At 57.1% G+C, this 14,933-nt stretch carries 16 protein-coding genes; 8 read left to right on the forward strand and 8 right to left on the reverse strand.

Annotation, left to right across the window (positions count from 1 at the left end):
- Positions 1-99: 99 nt before the first annotated feature.
- From U8U68_RS04560 to U8U68_RS04580, 5 genes are all read right to left on the reverse strand, one after another.
- Positions 100-789 (reverse strand): ABC transporter transmembrane domain-containing protein, encoded by a 690-nt coding sequence (locus U8U68_RS04560; protein WP_322199647.1) that lies wholly within the window; start codon positions 787-789, stop codon positions 100-102.
- 390 nt (positions 790-1,179) lie between these two features.
- Positions 1,180-3,000, reverse strand: a complete 1,821-nt coding sequence (locus tag U8U68_RS04565) for an ABC transporter ATP-binding protein (protein ID WP_322199648.1) — start codon at positions 2,998-3,000, stop codon at positions 1,180-1,182.
- A gap of 287 nt (positions 3,001-3,287) precedes the next feature.
- On the reverse strand, positions 3,288-4,715 hold the full coding sequence (locus tag U8U68_RS04570) for a cadherin-like beta sandwich domain-containing protein (RefSeq protein ID WP_322199649.1): 1,428 nt from the start codon (positions 4,713-4,715) through the stop codon (positions 3,288-3,290).
- Between the two features lie 155 nt (positions 4,716-4,870).
- Positions 4,871-5,446 carry a GNAT family N-acetyltransferase gene (locus tag U8U68_RS04575; RefSeq protein WP_322199650.1) on the reverse strand — a complete coding sequence of 192 codons (576 nt, stop codon included), beginning with the start codon at positions 5,444-5,446 and terminating at the stop codon, positions 4,871-4,873.
- Between the two features lie 10 nt (positions 5,447-5,456).
- The gene (locus U8U68_RS04580; RefSeq protein WP_322199651.1) at positions 5,457-6,185 is read right to left on the reverse strand and encodes an XRE family transcriptional regulator; all 729 of its coding nucleotides are present in this window, start codon (positions 6,183-6,185) and stop codon (positions 5,457-5,459) included.
- A gap of 705 nt (positions 6,186-6,890) precedes the next feature.
- On the opposite strand from U8U68_RS04580, the gene U8U68_RS04585 reads away from it, so the two are divergent.
- The 5 genes from U8U68_RS04585 (at position 6,891) to U8U68_RS04605 (ending at position 10,188) form a co-directional block, all read left to right on the forward strand.
- Positions 6,891-7,133 (forward strand): hypothetical protein, encoded by a 243-nt coding sequence (locus U8U68_RS04585; protein WP_322199652.1) that lies wholly within the window; start codon positions 6,891-6,893, stop codon positions 7,131-7,133.
- A gap of 24 nt (positions 7,134-7,157) precedes the next feature.
- Positions 7,158-7,511 (forward strand): terminase small subunit, encoded by a 354-nt coding sequence (locus tag U8U68_RS04590; protein ID WP_322199653.1) that lies wholly within the window; start codon positions 7,158-7,160, stop codon positions 7,509-7,511.
- Positions 7,508-8,917: a PBSX family phage terminase large subunit gene (locus U8U68_RS04595; RefSeq protein ID WP_322199654.1), complete on the forward strand. Its 1,410-nt coding sequence runs from the start codon at positions 7,508-7,510 to the stop codon at positions 8,915-8,917. Before U8U68_RS04590 ends, U8U68_RS04595 begins: the two co-directional genes overlap by 4 nt.
- Before the next feature lie 120 nt (positions 8,918-9,037).
- Positions 9,038-9,481 carry a phage holin family protein gene (locus U8U68_RS04600; protein WP_322199655.1) on the forward strand — a complete coding sequence of 148 codons (444 nt, stop codon included), beginning with the start codon at positions 9,038-9,040 and terminating at the stop codon, positions 9,479-9,481.
- Positions 9,478-10,188 carry a peptidoglycan recognition protein family protein gene (locus U8U68_RS04605; protein ID WP_322199656.1) on the forward strand — a complete coding sequence of 237 codons (711 nt, stop codon included), beginning with the start codon at positions 9,478-9,480 and terminating at the stop codon, positions 10,186-10,188. The genes U8U68_RS04600 and U8U68_RS04605 overlap by 4 nt, the downstream gene beginning before the upstream one ends.
- Here the strand turns inward: U8U68_RS04605 and lexA are convergent.
- Entirely contained in the window at positions 10,163-10,744 is a 582-nt protein-coding gene (gene lexA, locus U8U68_RS04610) for a transcriptional repressor LexA (protein ID WP_322199657.1), read from the reverse strand. The two genes, U8U68_RS04605 and lexA, sit on opposite strands and share 26 nt — an antisense overlap.
- Positions 10,745-10,983: 239 nt before the next feature.
- Here lexA and U8U68_RS04615 point away from each other — a divergent pair, with 239 nt between their 5' ends.
- From U8U68_RS04615 to U8U68_RS04625, 3 genes are all read left to right on the forward strand, one after another.
- On the forward strand, positions 10,984-11,265 hold the full coding sequence (locus tag U8U68_RS04615; RefSeq protein WP_322199658.1) for an ACT domain-containing protein: 282 nt from the start codon (positions 10,984-10,986) through the stop codon (positions 11,263-11,265).
- Between the two features lie 325 nt (positions 11,266-11,590).
- Positions 11,591-12,082, forward strand: coding sequence for a GNAT family N-acetyltransferase (locus U8U68_RS04620; RefSeq protein WP_322199659.1), 492 nt, complete (start codon positions 11,591-11,593; stop codon positions 12,080-12,082).
- Between the two features lie 29 nt (positions 12,083-12,111).
- The gene (locus tag U8U68_RS04625; protein ID WP_322199745.1) at positions 12,112-13,437 is read left to right on the forward strand and encodes a PFL family protein; all 1,326 of its coding nucleotides are present in this window, start codon (positions 12,112-12,114) and stop codon (positions 13,435-13,437) included.
- A 523-nt stretch (positions 13,438-13,960) separates the two neighbouring features.
- Here U8U68_RS04625 and U8U68_RS04630 read toward each other — a convergent pair.
- Positions 13,961-14,293: a putative quinol monooxygenase gene (locus U8U68_RS04630; RefSeq protein WP_322199660.1), complete on the reverse strand. Its 333-nt coding sequence runs from the start codon at positions 14,291-14,293 to the stop codon at positions 13,961-13,963.
- A complete protein-coding gene (locus tag U8U68_RS04635; RefSeq protein ID WP_322199661.1) occupies positions 14,290-14,889 on the reverse strand; it encodes a flavodoxin family protein in 600 nt (199 codons plus the stop codon). Before U8U68_RS04635 ends, U8U68_RS04630 begins: the two co-directional genes overlap by 4 nt.
- Positions 14,890-14,933: the final 44 nt, after the last annotated feature.

Below are 14,933 nucleotides of genomic sequence, written 5' to 3' on the forward strand. Positions count from 1 at the left end.
TTTCTTCAAATTGTTTCCGACTGATGTCACTTGGATAGCTTTTCCTCACCTGTCTTCCCCCCTCATCCCCTCTATTTTATCACTGGACCGGATGGTTGGCTAGATACTAAACAGGTTCTTAGAGGTCTTTGCCCCCGAGATGCCCTCGTTGTAGTGGCGGGTGATCTCGGCGTTTACTTTCCTGGCCTCGCGGTTCGCCTTTAGGATGCGCGTCTCAAAGTAGAGGGTCACCAGGGTAATGGCGGGCACCACCGCCAGTACCAGCAGGCCCAGCCTCCAGTTGATGGCCAGCATTACCCCCATGCAGCCCAAAATATACAGCACGCAGTAGAAGCCGTCCACAATGTTCCAGGTGAAGGAGCCAATGCGGTAGCAGTCGCTTACAATCCGGGACATGATGGCGCCCACGGGGTTCTGATTATAGTAAGAGAAGCTTAGGGCTTGCAGGTGGCTAAAGAGCTTTTTCCGCAGGTCCCGGGTGATCATGACCTCCATTTTCAGGGCCACCCAGCCCATTTGCAGCTCGGTAAAGGCCCGCATGAGTACCAGGCCCATATAGAGCAGGGCGTAGCCAGTAATCCCCCGGTGGGTGCCGGGGGCCACAAACCAGTCCACGGCCCAGCCGGCCATTAGGGTATAGCCCACCCCCACCCCGGCGCTGGTAAGCATGGCCAGGAACAGCAGAACCACGCCCTTCCAGTAGGGCCGGAAAAAGGGGATTATTTTGGCCCAGATCTTCAAGCTAAAATGCTGCTCCTTTTGAGTTTTAGTTTCTAAATTGATTTCCATATCCATCTCCTCTAAGTCCGTGGGGACGCTCTCCCCACACCCCTAAAAACTTTTACTCCAAACTATATTTAAGGCCGCCCCGGCGGCATTCTAACACAAAAGCGGCCGCCCGGGCGAAACACATGCGCGCTCCCGGCGCGTTAGGCGCCTGGCGGGGTTTGGGGGAAAGCGTCTGCCGGCAAGCCGGAGGAGCCTTAGCGCTCCAAGGTCTTTCCCTACAATTCTAAGGAAAACGCGCAGGACATTTTTCCGTAGGGAGACTCTCGCCGGGGGACCTCGGACAAACGCTCCCGCGTCCGCCCTTGTCTCTAAGCCATCCGGTTTCCCAACGGTTTTTCCCTTATGCAGGCCTCATAAGCCCACGGTCACGGACCCGCCGCCATAGCTCCCCTAACCCGCCTGGCTACCCAGCCCTTGCATCTCGTAAATCTTCCGGTAAATGCCGTCCTGTTTTACAAGTTCTTGGTGAGAGCCCAGCTGGGCCACCCGGCCTTTGTCCAGCACCAGGATCTGGTCCGCGTTCATCAGGGTGGTGATCCGGTGGGCAATCAAAATGGTGGTGCCGTGGATGTTCTCCTTGATGGACGCCCGTATCTTTGCGTCTGTCTCCATGTCCACTGCCGAGAGGGAATCGTCAAACACCTTGACCGGCGTGTCCTGCATGAGCATACGGGCAATGGCCACCCGCTGCTTCTGTCCGCCGGAGATGGTCACCCCTCGTTCGCCAATAGGGGTCTCGTACCCCTGGGCGAAACCCTCGATGGCTTCGTCGATTACCGCCATACGGGCATAGCGGCGCACAGCTTCCAGGTCCTTGCGGCCCGCGCCTTCGGCGATACTCTCCCGGAAGGTTTTGGAGAACAGGAAGGGCTCTTGCAGCACCATGCCAATGTTGCCCCGCAGGTGGGAAAGCTTGATCTGGCGGACGTCCACCCCGCCGATGGTGATGGACCCGCTGCCCTGGGGCAGCTCGTACAGCCGGTCTAAAAGGTACGTCAGGGTGGATTTCCCGCTGCCGGTGGCCCCCAGAATGCCAAAGGTACTGCCCGCCTTTATGGTAAAGCTGACATCCTTTAGCGCCTCGCCGCTTTCGCCATAGGCAAAGCTTACATGGTCAAAGACAATGTCCCGGTCCATGGGCGGGGTTTTGGGGGCGGGGCATTCCACCTCTTCTTGCGCATCCAGAATGTCGAAGATGCGGGTGGCGCTGATGGAGGTCTTGCTTAGCTCGCTTAGCACCCGGCCCAGGTTGGCCACCGGCCAGGCCAGCATGGAGTTGTAGGCCGTAAAGGCCAAAAACTCGCCCTCGGTCAGCAGGCCCCGCTCTACAAAGAATACTCCCGCCACGGTGATCACCAGGGCCTGCACCCCGGCGATGAAATCACACACGCCCCAGTCTACGCCCAGCACCCGGCCCAGATGGATCCAGAAATTGGTAAACTCCTCGTTCTTCTTGTTAAAGCGGTCGATCTCGTACCGTTCCCGGCCAAAGGCCCGCACCACCCGCACACCGGTAAGGTTCTCCTGTATCAGGGCGGTCAGCTGGCCCTCGGTCTCATCGGCCTGCTGGAACTTCTTCCCCACAACGACAAAAAAGATCATGGAGAAGCCAATGACCAGGGGGATAAAGGCCAGAACCACCAGAGAGAGCTGGACGTTCATCATAAACATAAGCCACAGGGAAATGACAATAGCCAGCACCGTGCGCACCACGGTGACCAGCTGCTCGTTGACAAAGTTGCGGATTAACTCCACATCCTGGGTGCAGCGCTGGATGATATCTCCAGTCTGGTGGGAATTATGCCAGGCGTAGGGTAAGCGCTGGATATGGTCAAAAAGCCGGTTGCGCAGGTGGTCTACCGTGCCCTCGCAGCCCTTGGCCAGGTTCACCCGAGAGGAGTGGTCCGCCAGGCCCGCCACCAGGGCAAAGGCCAGGGCCACAGCCGCGCACACCACAATGTGCTGGCGCAGCATTTCCCGGCCCCCCAGGGTGTTCAGCCAGCCCACTACAAAGCCGGGAAGGCTGAAGGGCTCGTTATTAATCACCGAGTCCACCGTAACGCGGATGACCTGGGGGGTCATGTAGTTGGCGGCGGAGGAGACCACCACCGTAAACATTGCCAGCAGAAAATTTCCCCGCAGCCCCTGGGTAAAGGGGTAAAAGCGCAGGATGCTGGACTTCTTCTTGTTTTTAGATTCTCTTTTTTTCATAGTAGTTTCCTCTGTCAATGATCAGTAGAAAAGAGGGGCTGTCCCGCTTTTCTTTCACAAAAAAAGCGCAGCAAACTCTGGCTTTGCCACCCCCTGGACACGGCAGGGGTGGGAGCCAAAAGTTTTGCTGCGCCGGATTCCGCGCAACGTACACGGACGGGCAGATTCTATCATCTGGTTGAAATAGACGGTTAATTTATCATAGCATTCTCTAGGAAGAATGTCAAGAGGATTTTTTGGGCCCCCTACTCTCCTGCTGGCGGGTTTAAACCGAGCGCTTTACCTTGTTAGGATCTTCTCCCCCGCCGCCTGGTACGCCTAGGGGGAAGTCGCTGGGGGCGGCTCACTTTGGATGGCGGCCGCCGGAGCCGGACCGTGGCGCGGAAAGCCGACTTTTTGTCCTGGTCTGGCGCTGGGACCGGGACTTTACGAACCGGGAGAAAGCGGTTCTTAAGGCCAGAAACCACCGGAAAGAGGGCCAGAAAAACTACCATTATGACCAGCATCCATAGAGAGCTTTCCCAAGACTGGGCGCTGTTTTCCATGAGAATCACCCCAGAGCGCGGCCCGGGTGTACTTCCTGGCCCGGTAGCTAGGGATAGAACGGTCGGCGGAGAGGGCTTTGGAGTAGCGGTTGGTTTTGGGGACTTAGATGGTCTGGGGGTGGAGGTGGGTTTCGGCGTGTTAGTGGGCTTGGGCGTGTTGGTGGGCTTGGGCGTGTTAGTGGGCTTGGGTGTGTTGGTGGGCTTGGGCGTGTTGGTGGGCTTGGGCGTGTTAGTGGGCTTGGGTGTTTTGGTGGGCTTGGGCGTGTTGGTGGGCTTGGGTGTGTTGGTGGGCTTGGGTGTGTTGGTGGGCTTGGGTGTGTTGGTGGGCTTGGGTGTGTTGGTGGGCTTGGGTGTGTTGGTGGGCTTGGGTGTGTTGGTGGGCTTGGGCGTGGCGGTAGGCTTGGGTGTGCTAGTAGGCTTTGGCGTAGGTGTGGGTGAGGGAGGGGCTGAGGGTTTGGGTTGGCGGTAAGCTGTGACAGTATACACCGTTTTTTGGCTGCCCACGCTGACAGTTACCAGAAAGTCGGTGTAACTGCCGCCCGCGCCTAAATTCTTTCGGTTAACCCGTACCGTAGCCTCTGGGCTGGCGGCAGTTTCGAAAGACAGGCTGCTGACGCTGAAGGGCACGGTCAGGCGGTAGTGGGTGACTTGAGGAGAGAAAGCGGGCTCCAGGTCTCCAGTGGAGGGAACCAAAACGGAGAGCTCTGGGGCGGGAGGAGCCTCCACCTGGACGTTGACCGTCTGGTCCAGAACCGTATTCCCCAGGTCCTCTGCCCCGGAAGACAGGATCTCGGTGACCCGCAGGCGGAACGCCGCCGTCCCAGCGCCAGCATCCTCTGATAGCTGAAAGCGGAGGGTAACCACCCGTCCGGGGCCCAGGCCCGGGCTCATGGTGCAGACCCAGTTTACCTGACCATTGTCCACCCCACTGGAGGAAATCCCAGAGGTGGATTCAGCCTCCAAAAAAGAAAAGCGCCCGGGGTCGAAACCGGCGTTTACAGAGAGCGCACCGATTTTCCCTAGGCTGCCGTCATAGTGAATTTGAAGCTCCACGCCGCCGTCCAGACCGCTGACAGCCTGAACCGTGAAAGCTGCCGAACCCCGGGCTCCGGCGGGAAAAGGCCAGAGCAGCGCGAGAATCAGCAAAAGACAGGCCGGCAGGCGTTTCATATACGAAGCTCCTTTCCAGAAACGGGAATTTGGCAGGTATAGTCAAAAATATGGATATATCATAACATTTTTTGGATTGAAGTGCAAGGAAAATGGGCTTTTCCACTGTGATGATTTTTGGCCTTATTGCTTTTTCGCAGTAGAAGGGGCGCGAATCAAGAAATTTCTATCCCCATCCCATGATCAGAGGCCGGAAAAAGCGGGTACTCCATCTGGCAGTCGCAGGGCTCCAGCTCCACATGGCGGGGGTCGTACTCCTCTGCCTCCCGGCACCCCATGCTCTGGTAAAAGGCCTGGGACTCTTCTGCCGACATGGCGGAAATGTACAGCTTTTGCGCGCCCAGTTCCCGCGCGGACTGGGCCGCCAGGAAAAAAAGCCGCTGGCCCAGCCCATGCCGCCGGAAGTCTTGGGACACATACAGCTCGGCTAAAACGGCGTATTGGCTGCCGCTGCCAATCAAGGAACCTTCTACGCTGGCAAAGCCCTTTAGCCGCGCCCCGGAAAAGGCGCCCCAAAGGCAGCCGCCCTTTTCCAAAGTCCGCTTTAACTGGGCGCAGAGCCGCTGATAGTCCGCCTCCTCCCAGTCCTCGGTAAAAGCAATGTCTTTTAGCACCCACTGCCCCTCCACCTTTCGCCAGCAGCGCTTTACCTGCTGGAAACGCTGGAAATGGGAGAAAAGGGCCAGAGAGACCTCTTCCCGTCCTATTTTTCTATACTGAATGGGTTTCATCCGAATTACCTTAGTTTGCCAGTTTGCCCAGCACCCGGCCCTGGCAGCGCAGGGTGTCGAAATCGTGAAGAGGGATGGGCTCGTACTCCGGGTTCAGAGAAAGGAGTTCCCCTTTTCCCAGGCGCTTGATGTAACCGTCGCCATTTAGGTAAAAGATACCGATTTCTCCCAGCTTTACGCTGCCCTCCACCCGCTCTACAAACACAATGTCCCCGTCCCGGTAAGCCGGTTCCATACTATTGCCGTTGACCCGCACGCAAAAGTGGGCCTGTTCTGGCACCAGCCCGCCGGGAACCTCCAGCCGGGTCTTGTAGGCTGTCCCGGCCCAAGGTTCGCCCGGGCCGGCGCTAACAGCCAGGTCATAACAATTTATATACGTGACCCGGCCTCGGCTTTCCCGCTCGACGGCAGGACCAGGGGCACTCTGGGTCATACGGGCATATTCCTTTTCTAAAACAAGGTCCACCAGCTCCCGGCCGTGCAGGTCCAGCATGCGGTATTTGTGCACTTGCCGCAGCTCCTGAGGCGTGGCGGCGTTTTCAGCGCTTAGCTCCAAAAGCTGGTCCCCGGTGACCCCCAGGGTTTTGGCCAGCTGCCGGAGCTTGTTCACATCCGGCTGGCGGCGGCCGGTTTCATAGCCAGAGTACGTGGTGCTGTCCACCCCCAGCTGCCGGGCCATTTGGTTTTGGGTCAGCCCGGCAGCCACCCGGGCTTCTTTCAGTTTTTCAGGAAAACTCATGCCAGCACCTCCTTTTGGCTGTGGGGCGTCGGTCTTGGCCGCCTTGGTTGGTTGTGCTCGTGGCATACAGCAACCCCACAGAACTCGTTATAAACCAACGCTTGCTGTTTAAAAACATTTACTCCGGCTTTTTCTGATTCCCACCGGCCAGAGCCTGCCACAAAGCCATAGGGCCAGGTGGGAATAGAAAATACTTTAAGGTTAAGGAAACGAAGGGCTTTTCCAGCCCTTTTTTCTAGTTTATATTATACCTCGTTTCCAGGCGAAATGTCAATAAATTTACAAAAAGCCTTGACAAAATGTCAATATGCCGTTATAATGAAAACAGGGTTGGCGAAATGACAACTCCACAAATAAAAAAAGGCAAAACGCGCTTCTACAAGAAGAATGATAGTAAACGCGCTTAGGGCTTGTTGAAACATAGAGGGAATGAGGAATTTTGGGTCAGAAGCGGTCCGTTCCCAGGAAAAAACCGCAAGTCAACCGGCCGGTTGACGAGGATTTTTGACGTGGAAGATGGCCGCTTATGGGCAAAAATACGGCGTTTTAGATGTTTCAAACCAGCTCTAACAATCAGTATCTACCGATTGTTAAGCGGGGCAGCGAAGCCGCCCGGTTCAGACCAAATGGAATGGATCTTTTGAACCGCGTTAACTATAAAACCTGTGGCAGCGGCTTTTTGTGGAAAAAGGAGCGTGCAAAAGGATGGAGCGGAACAGGGAGTATTGGGCTACCTTTGACTATGGGAAAATGGCCCGAGACGCCGCCAAGGAACGGGATCGGATACAGGAAAGGCTGCGGCTGCGCCGGGAGACAGGCCCTGCCTCGCCAGAGGATGATATGGTGTGGAGGCAGGAAAACAGCATGCTCTACACCATGTATTTGGAACAGCGCTGTAATTACCAGACCTTTGCCCGACGGGCTGGGACCAGGGGACAGGCAGTTTAGAGACTGGAAAAGGAGATGAGCGTATTGACAAAAGACACGAAACGCCTGGGGCTGGAAAGCTGCCGGCAGCAGGCGGAGCAGTACTTTGAGACCTGCCGGGAAAAGGGGCGGCACCCCTCTCTGCCTGGGCTAGCCCTGGCTCTGGGGCTGGAAAGCCGCCGGGAGCTGGAACGGCTTTCCGCGGGCAGCGGAAAAACGGCCGCGGTGCTGCGCAGGGCGATGACCCGGGTGGAAGAGGCCAACGTGCAGTCTGCATATAAAAAGGACCTTTCGGGGGTGGCGAAGTTCATCCTGCAAAACGGCTTTGGCTACAGCGAGAAGGCGGGGACGGCCCAGGCGGAAGAGATTGCTGTCAGCATTGTGGAGGACCGCCCATGAGGGTGGTGATTCCCACCAGGGCCTTTAACCCCGTCTACCGGCCTTTGCTGCGGGACCGGGAGCACAGGTACATTGTGCTGATGGGCGGCGCAGGCAGCGGAAAAAGCTTTTTCGCCGCACAGCGGCTTTTGGTCCGGCTGATGGAAAGCCCGCTGTGCAACCTGCTGGTGGTGCGGGCCACCGCGGTAAGCAACCGGGACTCCACCTATGCCCTGCTGCGGCAGCTTATGTCTGCCTGGGGGGTGGAGGGGCTCTTTAAGTACACAGGCGGAGACCTGCGTATTGTCTGCAAAAACGGCAACACAGCCATCTTTAAGGGCCTGGACGACCCGGAAAAGCTGAAGTCCGTGACCTTCCCCAAGGGAGAGCTGACAGACGTGTGGGTGGAAGAGGCTTCGGAGGTAACCCAGGAGCAGTTTAATCACCTGGACCTGCGCCTGCGGGGACTGGGGGGACCCAAGCAAATGACCTTGAGCTTTAACCCAGTGTCCAACCTCCATTGGTTAAAAAGGCGATTTTTTGACCAAAAGGACCTCCGGGCTCTGGTGCTGAAAACCACTTACCGGGATAACCGCTTTCTGGACCCAGACTATATCCGCACGCTAGAGAGCTACCGGGACAGCGATCCCTATTTTTACCAGGTGTACTGTCTGGGCGAGTGGGGCGTAATGGGCCGCTGCTTTTTTGACGCGGGAAAGATTTCTGAAAGGCTGCGTCAGTCGGCCCCCCCTCTGGCCCGGGGAGACTTTATTTTTGAGACAGTCTATTCCCAGGAGTTGGGCCGGGTGGTTCTCAGGCAGGAGAGCATCCGGTTTGCAGAGGGGCCGGGGGGCTTTATCTCTGTATATCAGAAGCCAGAGCCTGGGGCGTCCTATGTGATTGGCGGCGACACCGCGGGAGAGGGCTCGGACTATTTTGTGGCCCAGGTGGTGTGCAGGGAGACAGGCCGGCAGGCGTGCACCCTGCGGGGGCGCATGGACGAGGACCTATACGCCAGGCAGGTGTATTGCCTGGGCAGATGGTACAACTGGGCCCTGACGGCAGTGGAATCGAACTTTTCTGGTTATCCCCTGCGGGAGCTGGAGGGATTGGGGTACCCGTGCCAGTACATGAGGACAGACGGCCAGTTCCGGCCCAGCTATGGTTTTCGGACCACACAGAGCACCCGGCCCGTAATTTTGGCTGGGCTGGTGGAGGTGGTACGGGAGCACCCAGACTGGCTGTACGACCCAGATACCCTGGGGGAGCTGCTAACCTTTGTGCGCAACAGCCGGGGCCGGCCAGAGGCCCAGACAGGGGCCCACGACGACTGCGTGATGGCCCTGGCCATTGCCTACTACGTGCGGGGGGAGAAAAAGATGGACAGCGGCGTCCAGATATGGAGCTGCGCTGTGGATAGGGCATGAGCCTTTTGCAGACCACCAGCGTAACAAGGGCCCAGGGGGCTTGCTCTCCCAGCAGGGATTGGGGCAGGGGCCGTATGGACCGGATGCATCATTTTATAATTGCTAAAGGGGGAATTTATTTTGAACTACATCCAAATCAAAAATACCGCCCTGGCTGTTTTGGCGGCCGTAGGCGGCGCGGCGGCCCAGGCCTTGGGCGGCTGGGACATGGCCCTACAGGTACTCGTCGGCTTTATGGCGGCGGATTATCTGACCGGGCTCTTAGTGGCCGGGGTGTTCAAGCGCTCTTTAAAAACCCCCGGCGGAGCGATCTCCAGCCGGGCGGGCTTTTTGGGCCTGCTAAGGAAGTGCGCGGTTCTGCTGGTGGTTTTGCTGGCTGTGCCGCTGGACCGGGCCGCGGGCAGCAGCTTTATCCGCACAGCGGTTTGCCTGTTCTTTATTGCCAACGAGGGGCTCTCCATTCTGGAGAACCTGGGACTAATGGGCGTGCCCTACCCAGCCTTTCTGCGGGATATGCTGGAGGCCCTGCGCAAGCAGGGCGACGAAGGGGGGCGGGGCCAATGAACGGCGTGAACATTAAGCAGAATCTTTGTCCGCCGGAAAAGTATCCCATCAAGTGTCCATACCGGCGCACCCCCACCCGGGTGGTGGTGCATAACACGGCCAATGACGCTCCGGCAGAGAACGAGGTGGCCTATATGCTGCGCAATGACTATGAGATCTCCTTCCACTTTGCGGTGGACGGGAAGGGCGCGGTGCAGGGCCTTCCCCTGGACCGGAACGCCTGGGCCAGCGGAGACGGGACGGGCAAAGGAAACATGGAGGGCATCCATGTGGAGATATGCTATTCCCGCTCCGGCGGAGAGCCCTTTTTCCAGGCCGAGGACCAGGCCGCGCGGCTGATTGCCGGTCTGCTGAAAGACTATGGATGGGGCATGGACCGAGTGACCAAGCACCAGGATTATGACAAAAAATATTGCCCCCACCGGACGCTGGACCTGGGATGGGGGCGGTTTCTTCAATTAATAGAAAAATATGTTAAAGGAGATCAGGAAATGCAGCGTTATGAGGAGTTTAAACACTACGCCCAGCGCCTGGAACAGGAGCGGGCGAGCCAGGGACCTTCGGCATGGGCAAAAGAAGCCTGGGAAAAGGCCGTGGCAGCGGGGCTGCTGGACGGCTCATCTCCCAGAGCCCCTTTGACCCGCGAACAGTGTGCGGTGCTGTTGGACCGGCTGGGATGCCTTAATAATAGCGCAACACCGCGATGACCCTGCCCAGCACGCTGGCATGGTCCGAGTAGATGGGCTCAAAGTCCGGGTTTTCCGGTTGCAGGCGCACCCGGTCTTTTTCCCAGAACAGGCGCTTCACGGTAGCTTCGTCGTCGATCATGGCCACAATGATGTCCCCATTGTCAGCGGTGGGCGTTCGCTCCGCAACCACGTAGTCGCCGTCCAAAATACCCGCGTCCCGCATGCTAAGCCCCACCACATGCAGGGCGAACAGGTCCTTGCCCTCTTTTTGAGGAAAGGGAATGTAGCCTTCGATGTCCTGCACGGCCAAAATGGGCATGCCCGCAGTGACCCGGCCCAGAATAGGCACCTGGGCGGCGGGCTGGCTGCCCTCTAGCCGGATGGAGCGGTTCAGGCCAGCGTCCCGGGTGATGTAGCCCAGCCGCTCCAGGGTTTTCAGATGGGCATGGACCGTGGAGGTAGAGCGCAGGCCGGTGGCGGCGCAGATCTCCCGAACCGTGGGGGGCACACCGCTGGGCGTGGCTTTCATAATATAGTCGTAAACTTTCTGTTGGCTAGGCGTCAGACCATTCATAGCGGACCACGTTCCTTTCTCGCGGCAGAGCAGGCGCTTTTTGAAGAGGCAAAAAATATGTTCTGGGTCCATTATAGCATGGATTCAGGAAAAATGCAAAACACTTGGGAGAATTATTGAAAAAAATTTTTATGGGGAAGGGCCCGGGGCTCTTCCCCTTCTTGTTCTCCCCACTTGACAAGTGGGGAAAACTTCTTCATAATAGAGGGCGATACTTTATTTTGAAAGGGCGGGGAACAATGGAAAAAACGGAAAAGGCCGTTATCACTGTGGTTGGCAAAGACATGGTGGGGATTTTGGCTAAAGTGACAAATATCTGTGCCCAGCACGGCGTCAATGTGCTGGAGGTAACCCAGTCTATCCTTCAGGACCTGTTTGCCATGGTCATGCTGGTGGATATGGCCGGAGCCGACGTGGAGGTGGCCGGTCTGGCTGAGACCATGGACCAGGTTGGCGCGGAGATGGGGTTGAAAATTCATGTGATGCATGAGGATATCTTTAGCTCTATGCACAAGATTTAAATGCGCGTGGGGCGCATTCAAATCTCCTAGTTTCGCTTTTCGGTGAGAGGCACTGAAATTTCGCTTTGCGGAAGCGCGAAACTTTTGGGCCAGTGCGCTGCCGCCGGGCGGGGGAGGGTTCGCTTTTCGGTGAGGCGTACTTGGAATCCAGTTTTACGGTAGTGGGAAACTTTTGACAGGGTGTTCTATTGTTAAAGTGGGGGGCTTCGCTCTGTTCAAAGGCGGATTTATAAGGAAAACCCTAATGCCGGCGGGACGTTTTATGGCTTTAGAGTACAATGCTATGTGTTGGTATATTTCATCTCTCTGGAAGGAAGGGAAGTCTATGACGCTGAAACGAGCTGGGCCCGCTGATCTGAAAGAGGCGGCCCGCATTACCCGGGAAACGATTTTGGCGGTTTACCCGCATTATTACCCTAAGGGGATCGTAGATTTCTTTCTAAACTGGCACCGGGAGGAGAAAATTCTGCCGGACATCCTGGCGGGAGAAGTGTTTCTTCTGCTGGAGGAAGGCAAGGCCGTGGGTACCGTGACCCTGCATGGGGAGGAGATCACCCGGTTGTATGTGCCGCCCCTATACCAGGGGAAGGGGTATGGCCGGTTTTTGCTGGACTTTGCGGAGCGGACCCTGGGGGAGGCTTACGGGCGGATGACGGTAGAGGCCTCTTTGCCTGCCAAGGCCTTGTACCTGCGGCGGGGTTACCGAATTGTGGATTACCGGACGGAGGAGCAGGAGAACGGCGACGTGCTGTGCTGGGACGTGATGGAAAAGACCTGGGCGGGGGAAAAAGCCGCCCTAGAGGGGGAATCGATTTGAATACCAAAGAAATTTTAGAGACCATTAATATGATCGACAACGAAAACCTGGATGTGCGCACCATCACCATGGGCATTTCCCTTTTAGACTGCGCGGGCCCAGACCCGGACCGGGCTGCTGAGAAAGTCTATGACAAAATTTGCCGCTACGCGGAAAAGCTGGCAAAAACCGGCGAGGACATCAGCCGCCAGTACGGCATCCCCATTATCAACAAGCGCATCTCCGTCACCCCAGTGGCCATGGTGGCGGGGGCCTGCCCGGGGGCCTCGCCCCTGCGCTTTGCCCGGGCCCTGGACCGGGCCGCCCACACGGTGGGGGTGAACTTTATCGGCGGCTACTCGGCCCTAGTGCAGAAAGGCTTTGGCCCCGGGGACTACGCCCTCATTGAGAGCATTCCCCAGGCCCTCAGCGAGACTCGGCTGGTCTGTTCCTCGGTGAACATTGGCAGCACAAAGGCGGGCATTAACATGGACGCGGTGGAGAAGATGGGCCGCGTGGTGCTGGAAACCGCCAAAAACACCGCTGACCGGGAGTGTATTGGCGCGGCAAAGCTGGTGGTGTTTTGCAACGCCCCAGAGGACAACCCCTTTATGGCCGGGGCTTTCCACGGTCCGGGAGAGCCGGACTGCGTCATCAACGTAGGGGTCTCCGGTCCCGGGGTGGTGCGGGCCGTTATTGAAAAAGAGGGAGCCGGCCGCAGCCTGACAGAGATCGCGGAGCTCATCAAGCGCACGGCTTTCAAAATCACCCGTATGGGCCAGCTGGTGGCCCAGGAGGCCTCCCGGCGGCTCAGTGTGCCCTTTGGCATTGTGGACCTATCCCTGGCCCCCACCCCGGCCATTGGTGACAGCGTAGCCCATATTCTAGAGGGTATGGGACTTGCACAGTGCGGGGCCCACGGTACCACGGCGGCCCTGGCCCTGCTGAACGACGCGGTGAAAAAGGGCGGCGTAATGGCCTCCTCCAGCGTGGGGGGGCTATCTGGGGCGTTCATCCCGGTGACAGAGGACGCCGGCATGATTGACGCGGCCCGCAGCGGCTGCCTGACCCTTTCAAAGCTGGAGGCCATGACAGCGGTGTGCTCGGTGGGGCTAGACATGATCTGTATTCCCGGGGACGTGACAGCGGAGATTATCTCTGGCATCATTGCCGACGAGGCGGCTATCGGCATGGTGAACAGCAAGACCACCGCTGTGCGGGTGATTCCCGCCATTGGCCGCAAGGCCGGGGAAGAGCTGGACTTTGGGGGGCTTTTGGGCCAGGGGCCCATTATGCCCGTCAATATGTCCTCGCCGGCAGAATTTATTCATCGGGGAGGGAAGATCCCCGCGCCTTTGCAGAGTCTAAAGAATTAGAGCGGATCGAATCATAAAAAACCTGTATGCATAGGCCTTTTCAGAAAGGAACGCCCTATGGATGCAGGTTCTAATTTTTCGCGGAGCTGTAAAACGCGTGTGTGATAGTAACCGCACGGAACCATCGGGATTTACCGCTTATTCCGCAGGGCAGCGAAAGCGGCCGCTTCAAAACAAGAGGACTACTTTTTTGGGGAACCGCGTTAACTATAATAACAATGACCAAGTAATGGCTTCCAGGCAGCGTATCTTATGCCAATTATAGGGATTACACCTAAACTCAGAGTATCAAAAAAGTCTCGCTTTTTCATGCCAGGTCAAATGCCTGTCTGGAGCGGCCAGTAGATGTCGCAGTCTGTGTAGCGCAAGCACGCTCTTTAATCCAGCTATACTCTCCTGGTAGTCCCGGACTTCTTTGTTGATGCGGACTTCTATGGGTGATCACCTCCAAAATGAAAGCAGGCCGCACTTTTCAACAAGTGCGGCCTGTCAAAATAAGAATTGTTAGAAAATGCTTGTGTGATCAGTGCCTGATAAATTTTTCATCACGGGTGGGAATCCCGCTTTCATCAAGAACATATCTTTCCGCGCTCATGTGCAGGTCATATTTTTCCCGCAGTTGTGCGATGGTTCCCATCATCGGAGACGCATGATGCCGGTCTATGGACGCCTGGTCTCTCCATCTGTCAATGAGCAGAACGGTCTCAGATTCGCTGAAAGGAAAGAAATATTCATACCGCTCATTTCCATCCTCTCCGCGAATCAACGCCGCCGTTCCGCTTCTCTCCATTTCCTCGGCAAACTTACGGGAGCTGCCGTCCTTCCCCGTGTAGGTCAGAAGTACCAGGATGCTCATACGGCAGGTTCCTCCCTCTGATAGATGTTATTTCCAAATTGATACGCTTTTTCCAAGTGATCTGTCTTGTCGATTTGAGGTTTTCCGTTCGTATCTCCGCAGCCGCCTGCCAGCAGCATCCCCTTGTCGTGGAAGCCGATATAGTTGACGAGGGCGAAACGGTAATAGGATACCGCCTGCTCAAAAGTCCAGAAGAAGTCATCCGCCGCCGTCATCAGCAGGGCGCAGTCCTTTACCGGATACTTTTCATACCGGCCCAGGGGTGGGTTGGGGTCCTCCTCCGCGATACAGTAGAACCGCTCAATGAACGCCTTGATCTGGGAGGACAGTGTCCAGAAATACAGCGGGGACGCGAAGACCAGCAGATCCGCCTCCCTGATTTTGGGAACAAGGCCGTTGAAGCTTTCCTTTTGCACACAGGGCTTGCCGTAGCGGCAGGCGTTACAGCCCAGGCACCCCTTGACCTCATGCCGCAACAGTGAAATCACTTCCACATTGTGTCCGGCCTCCTCGGCGCCCCGCTTGAAGCTGTCTACCAACTGAGCGGTGTTGCCCTTTGGCCGTCCGCCGCCTTGGATCATCACAATTCTTTTCATAGCCGCCTCCTGGCGATTGGTTTGCAATCATTATACCTGATAAA

Origin of the sequence: Acutalibacter intestini, assembly GCF_034334985.1 — a bacterium.
GTDB classification, from domain to species: domain Bacteria; phylum Bacillota; class Clostridia; order Oscillospirales; family Acutalibacteraceae; genus Acutalibacter; species Acutalibacter intestini.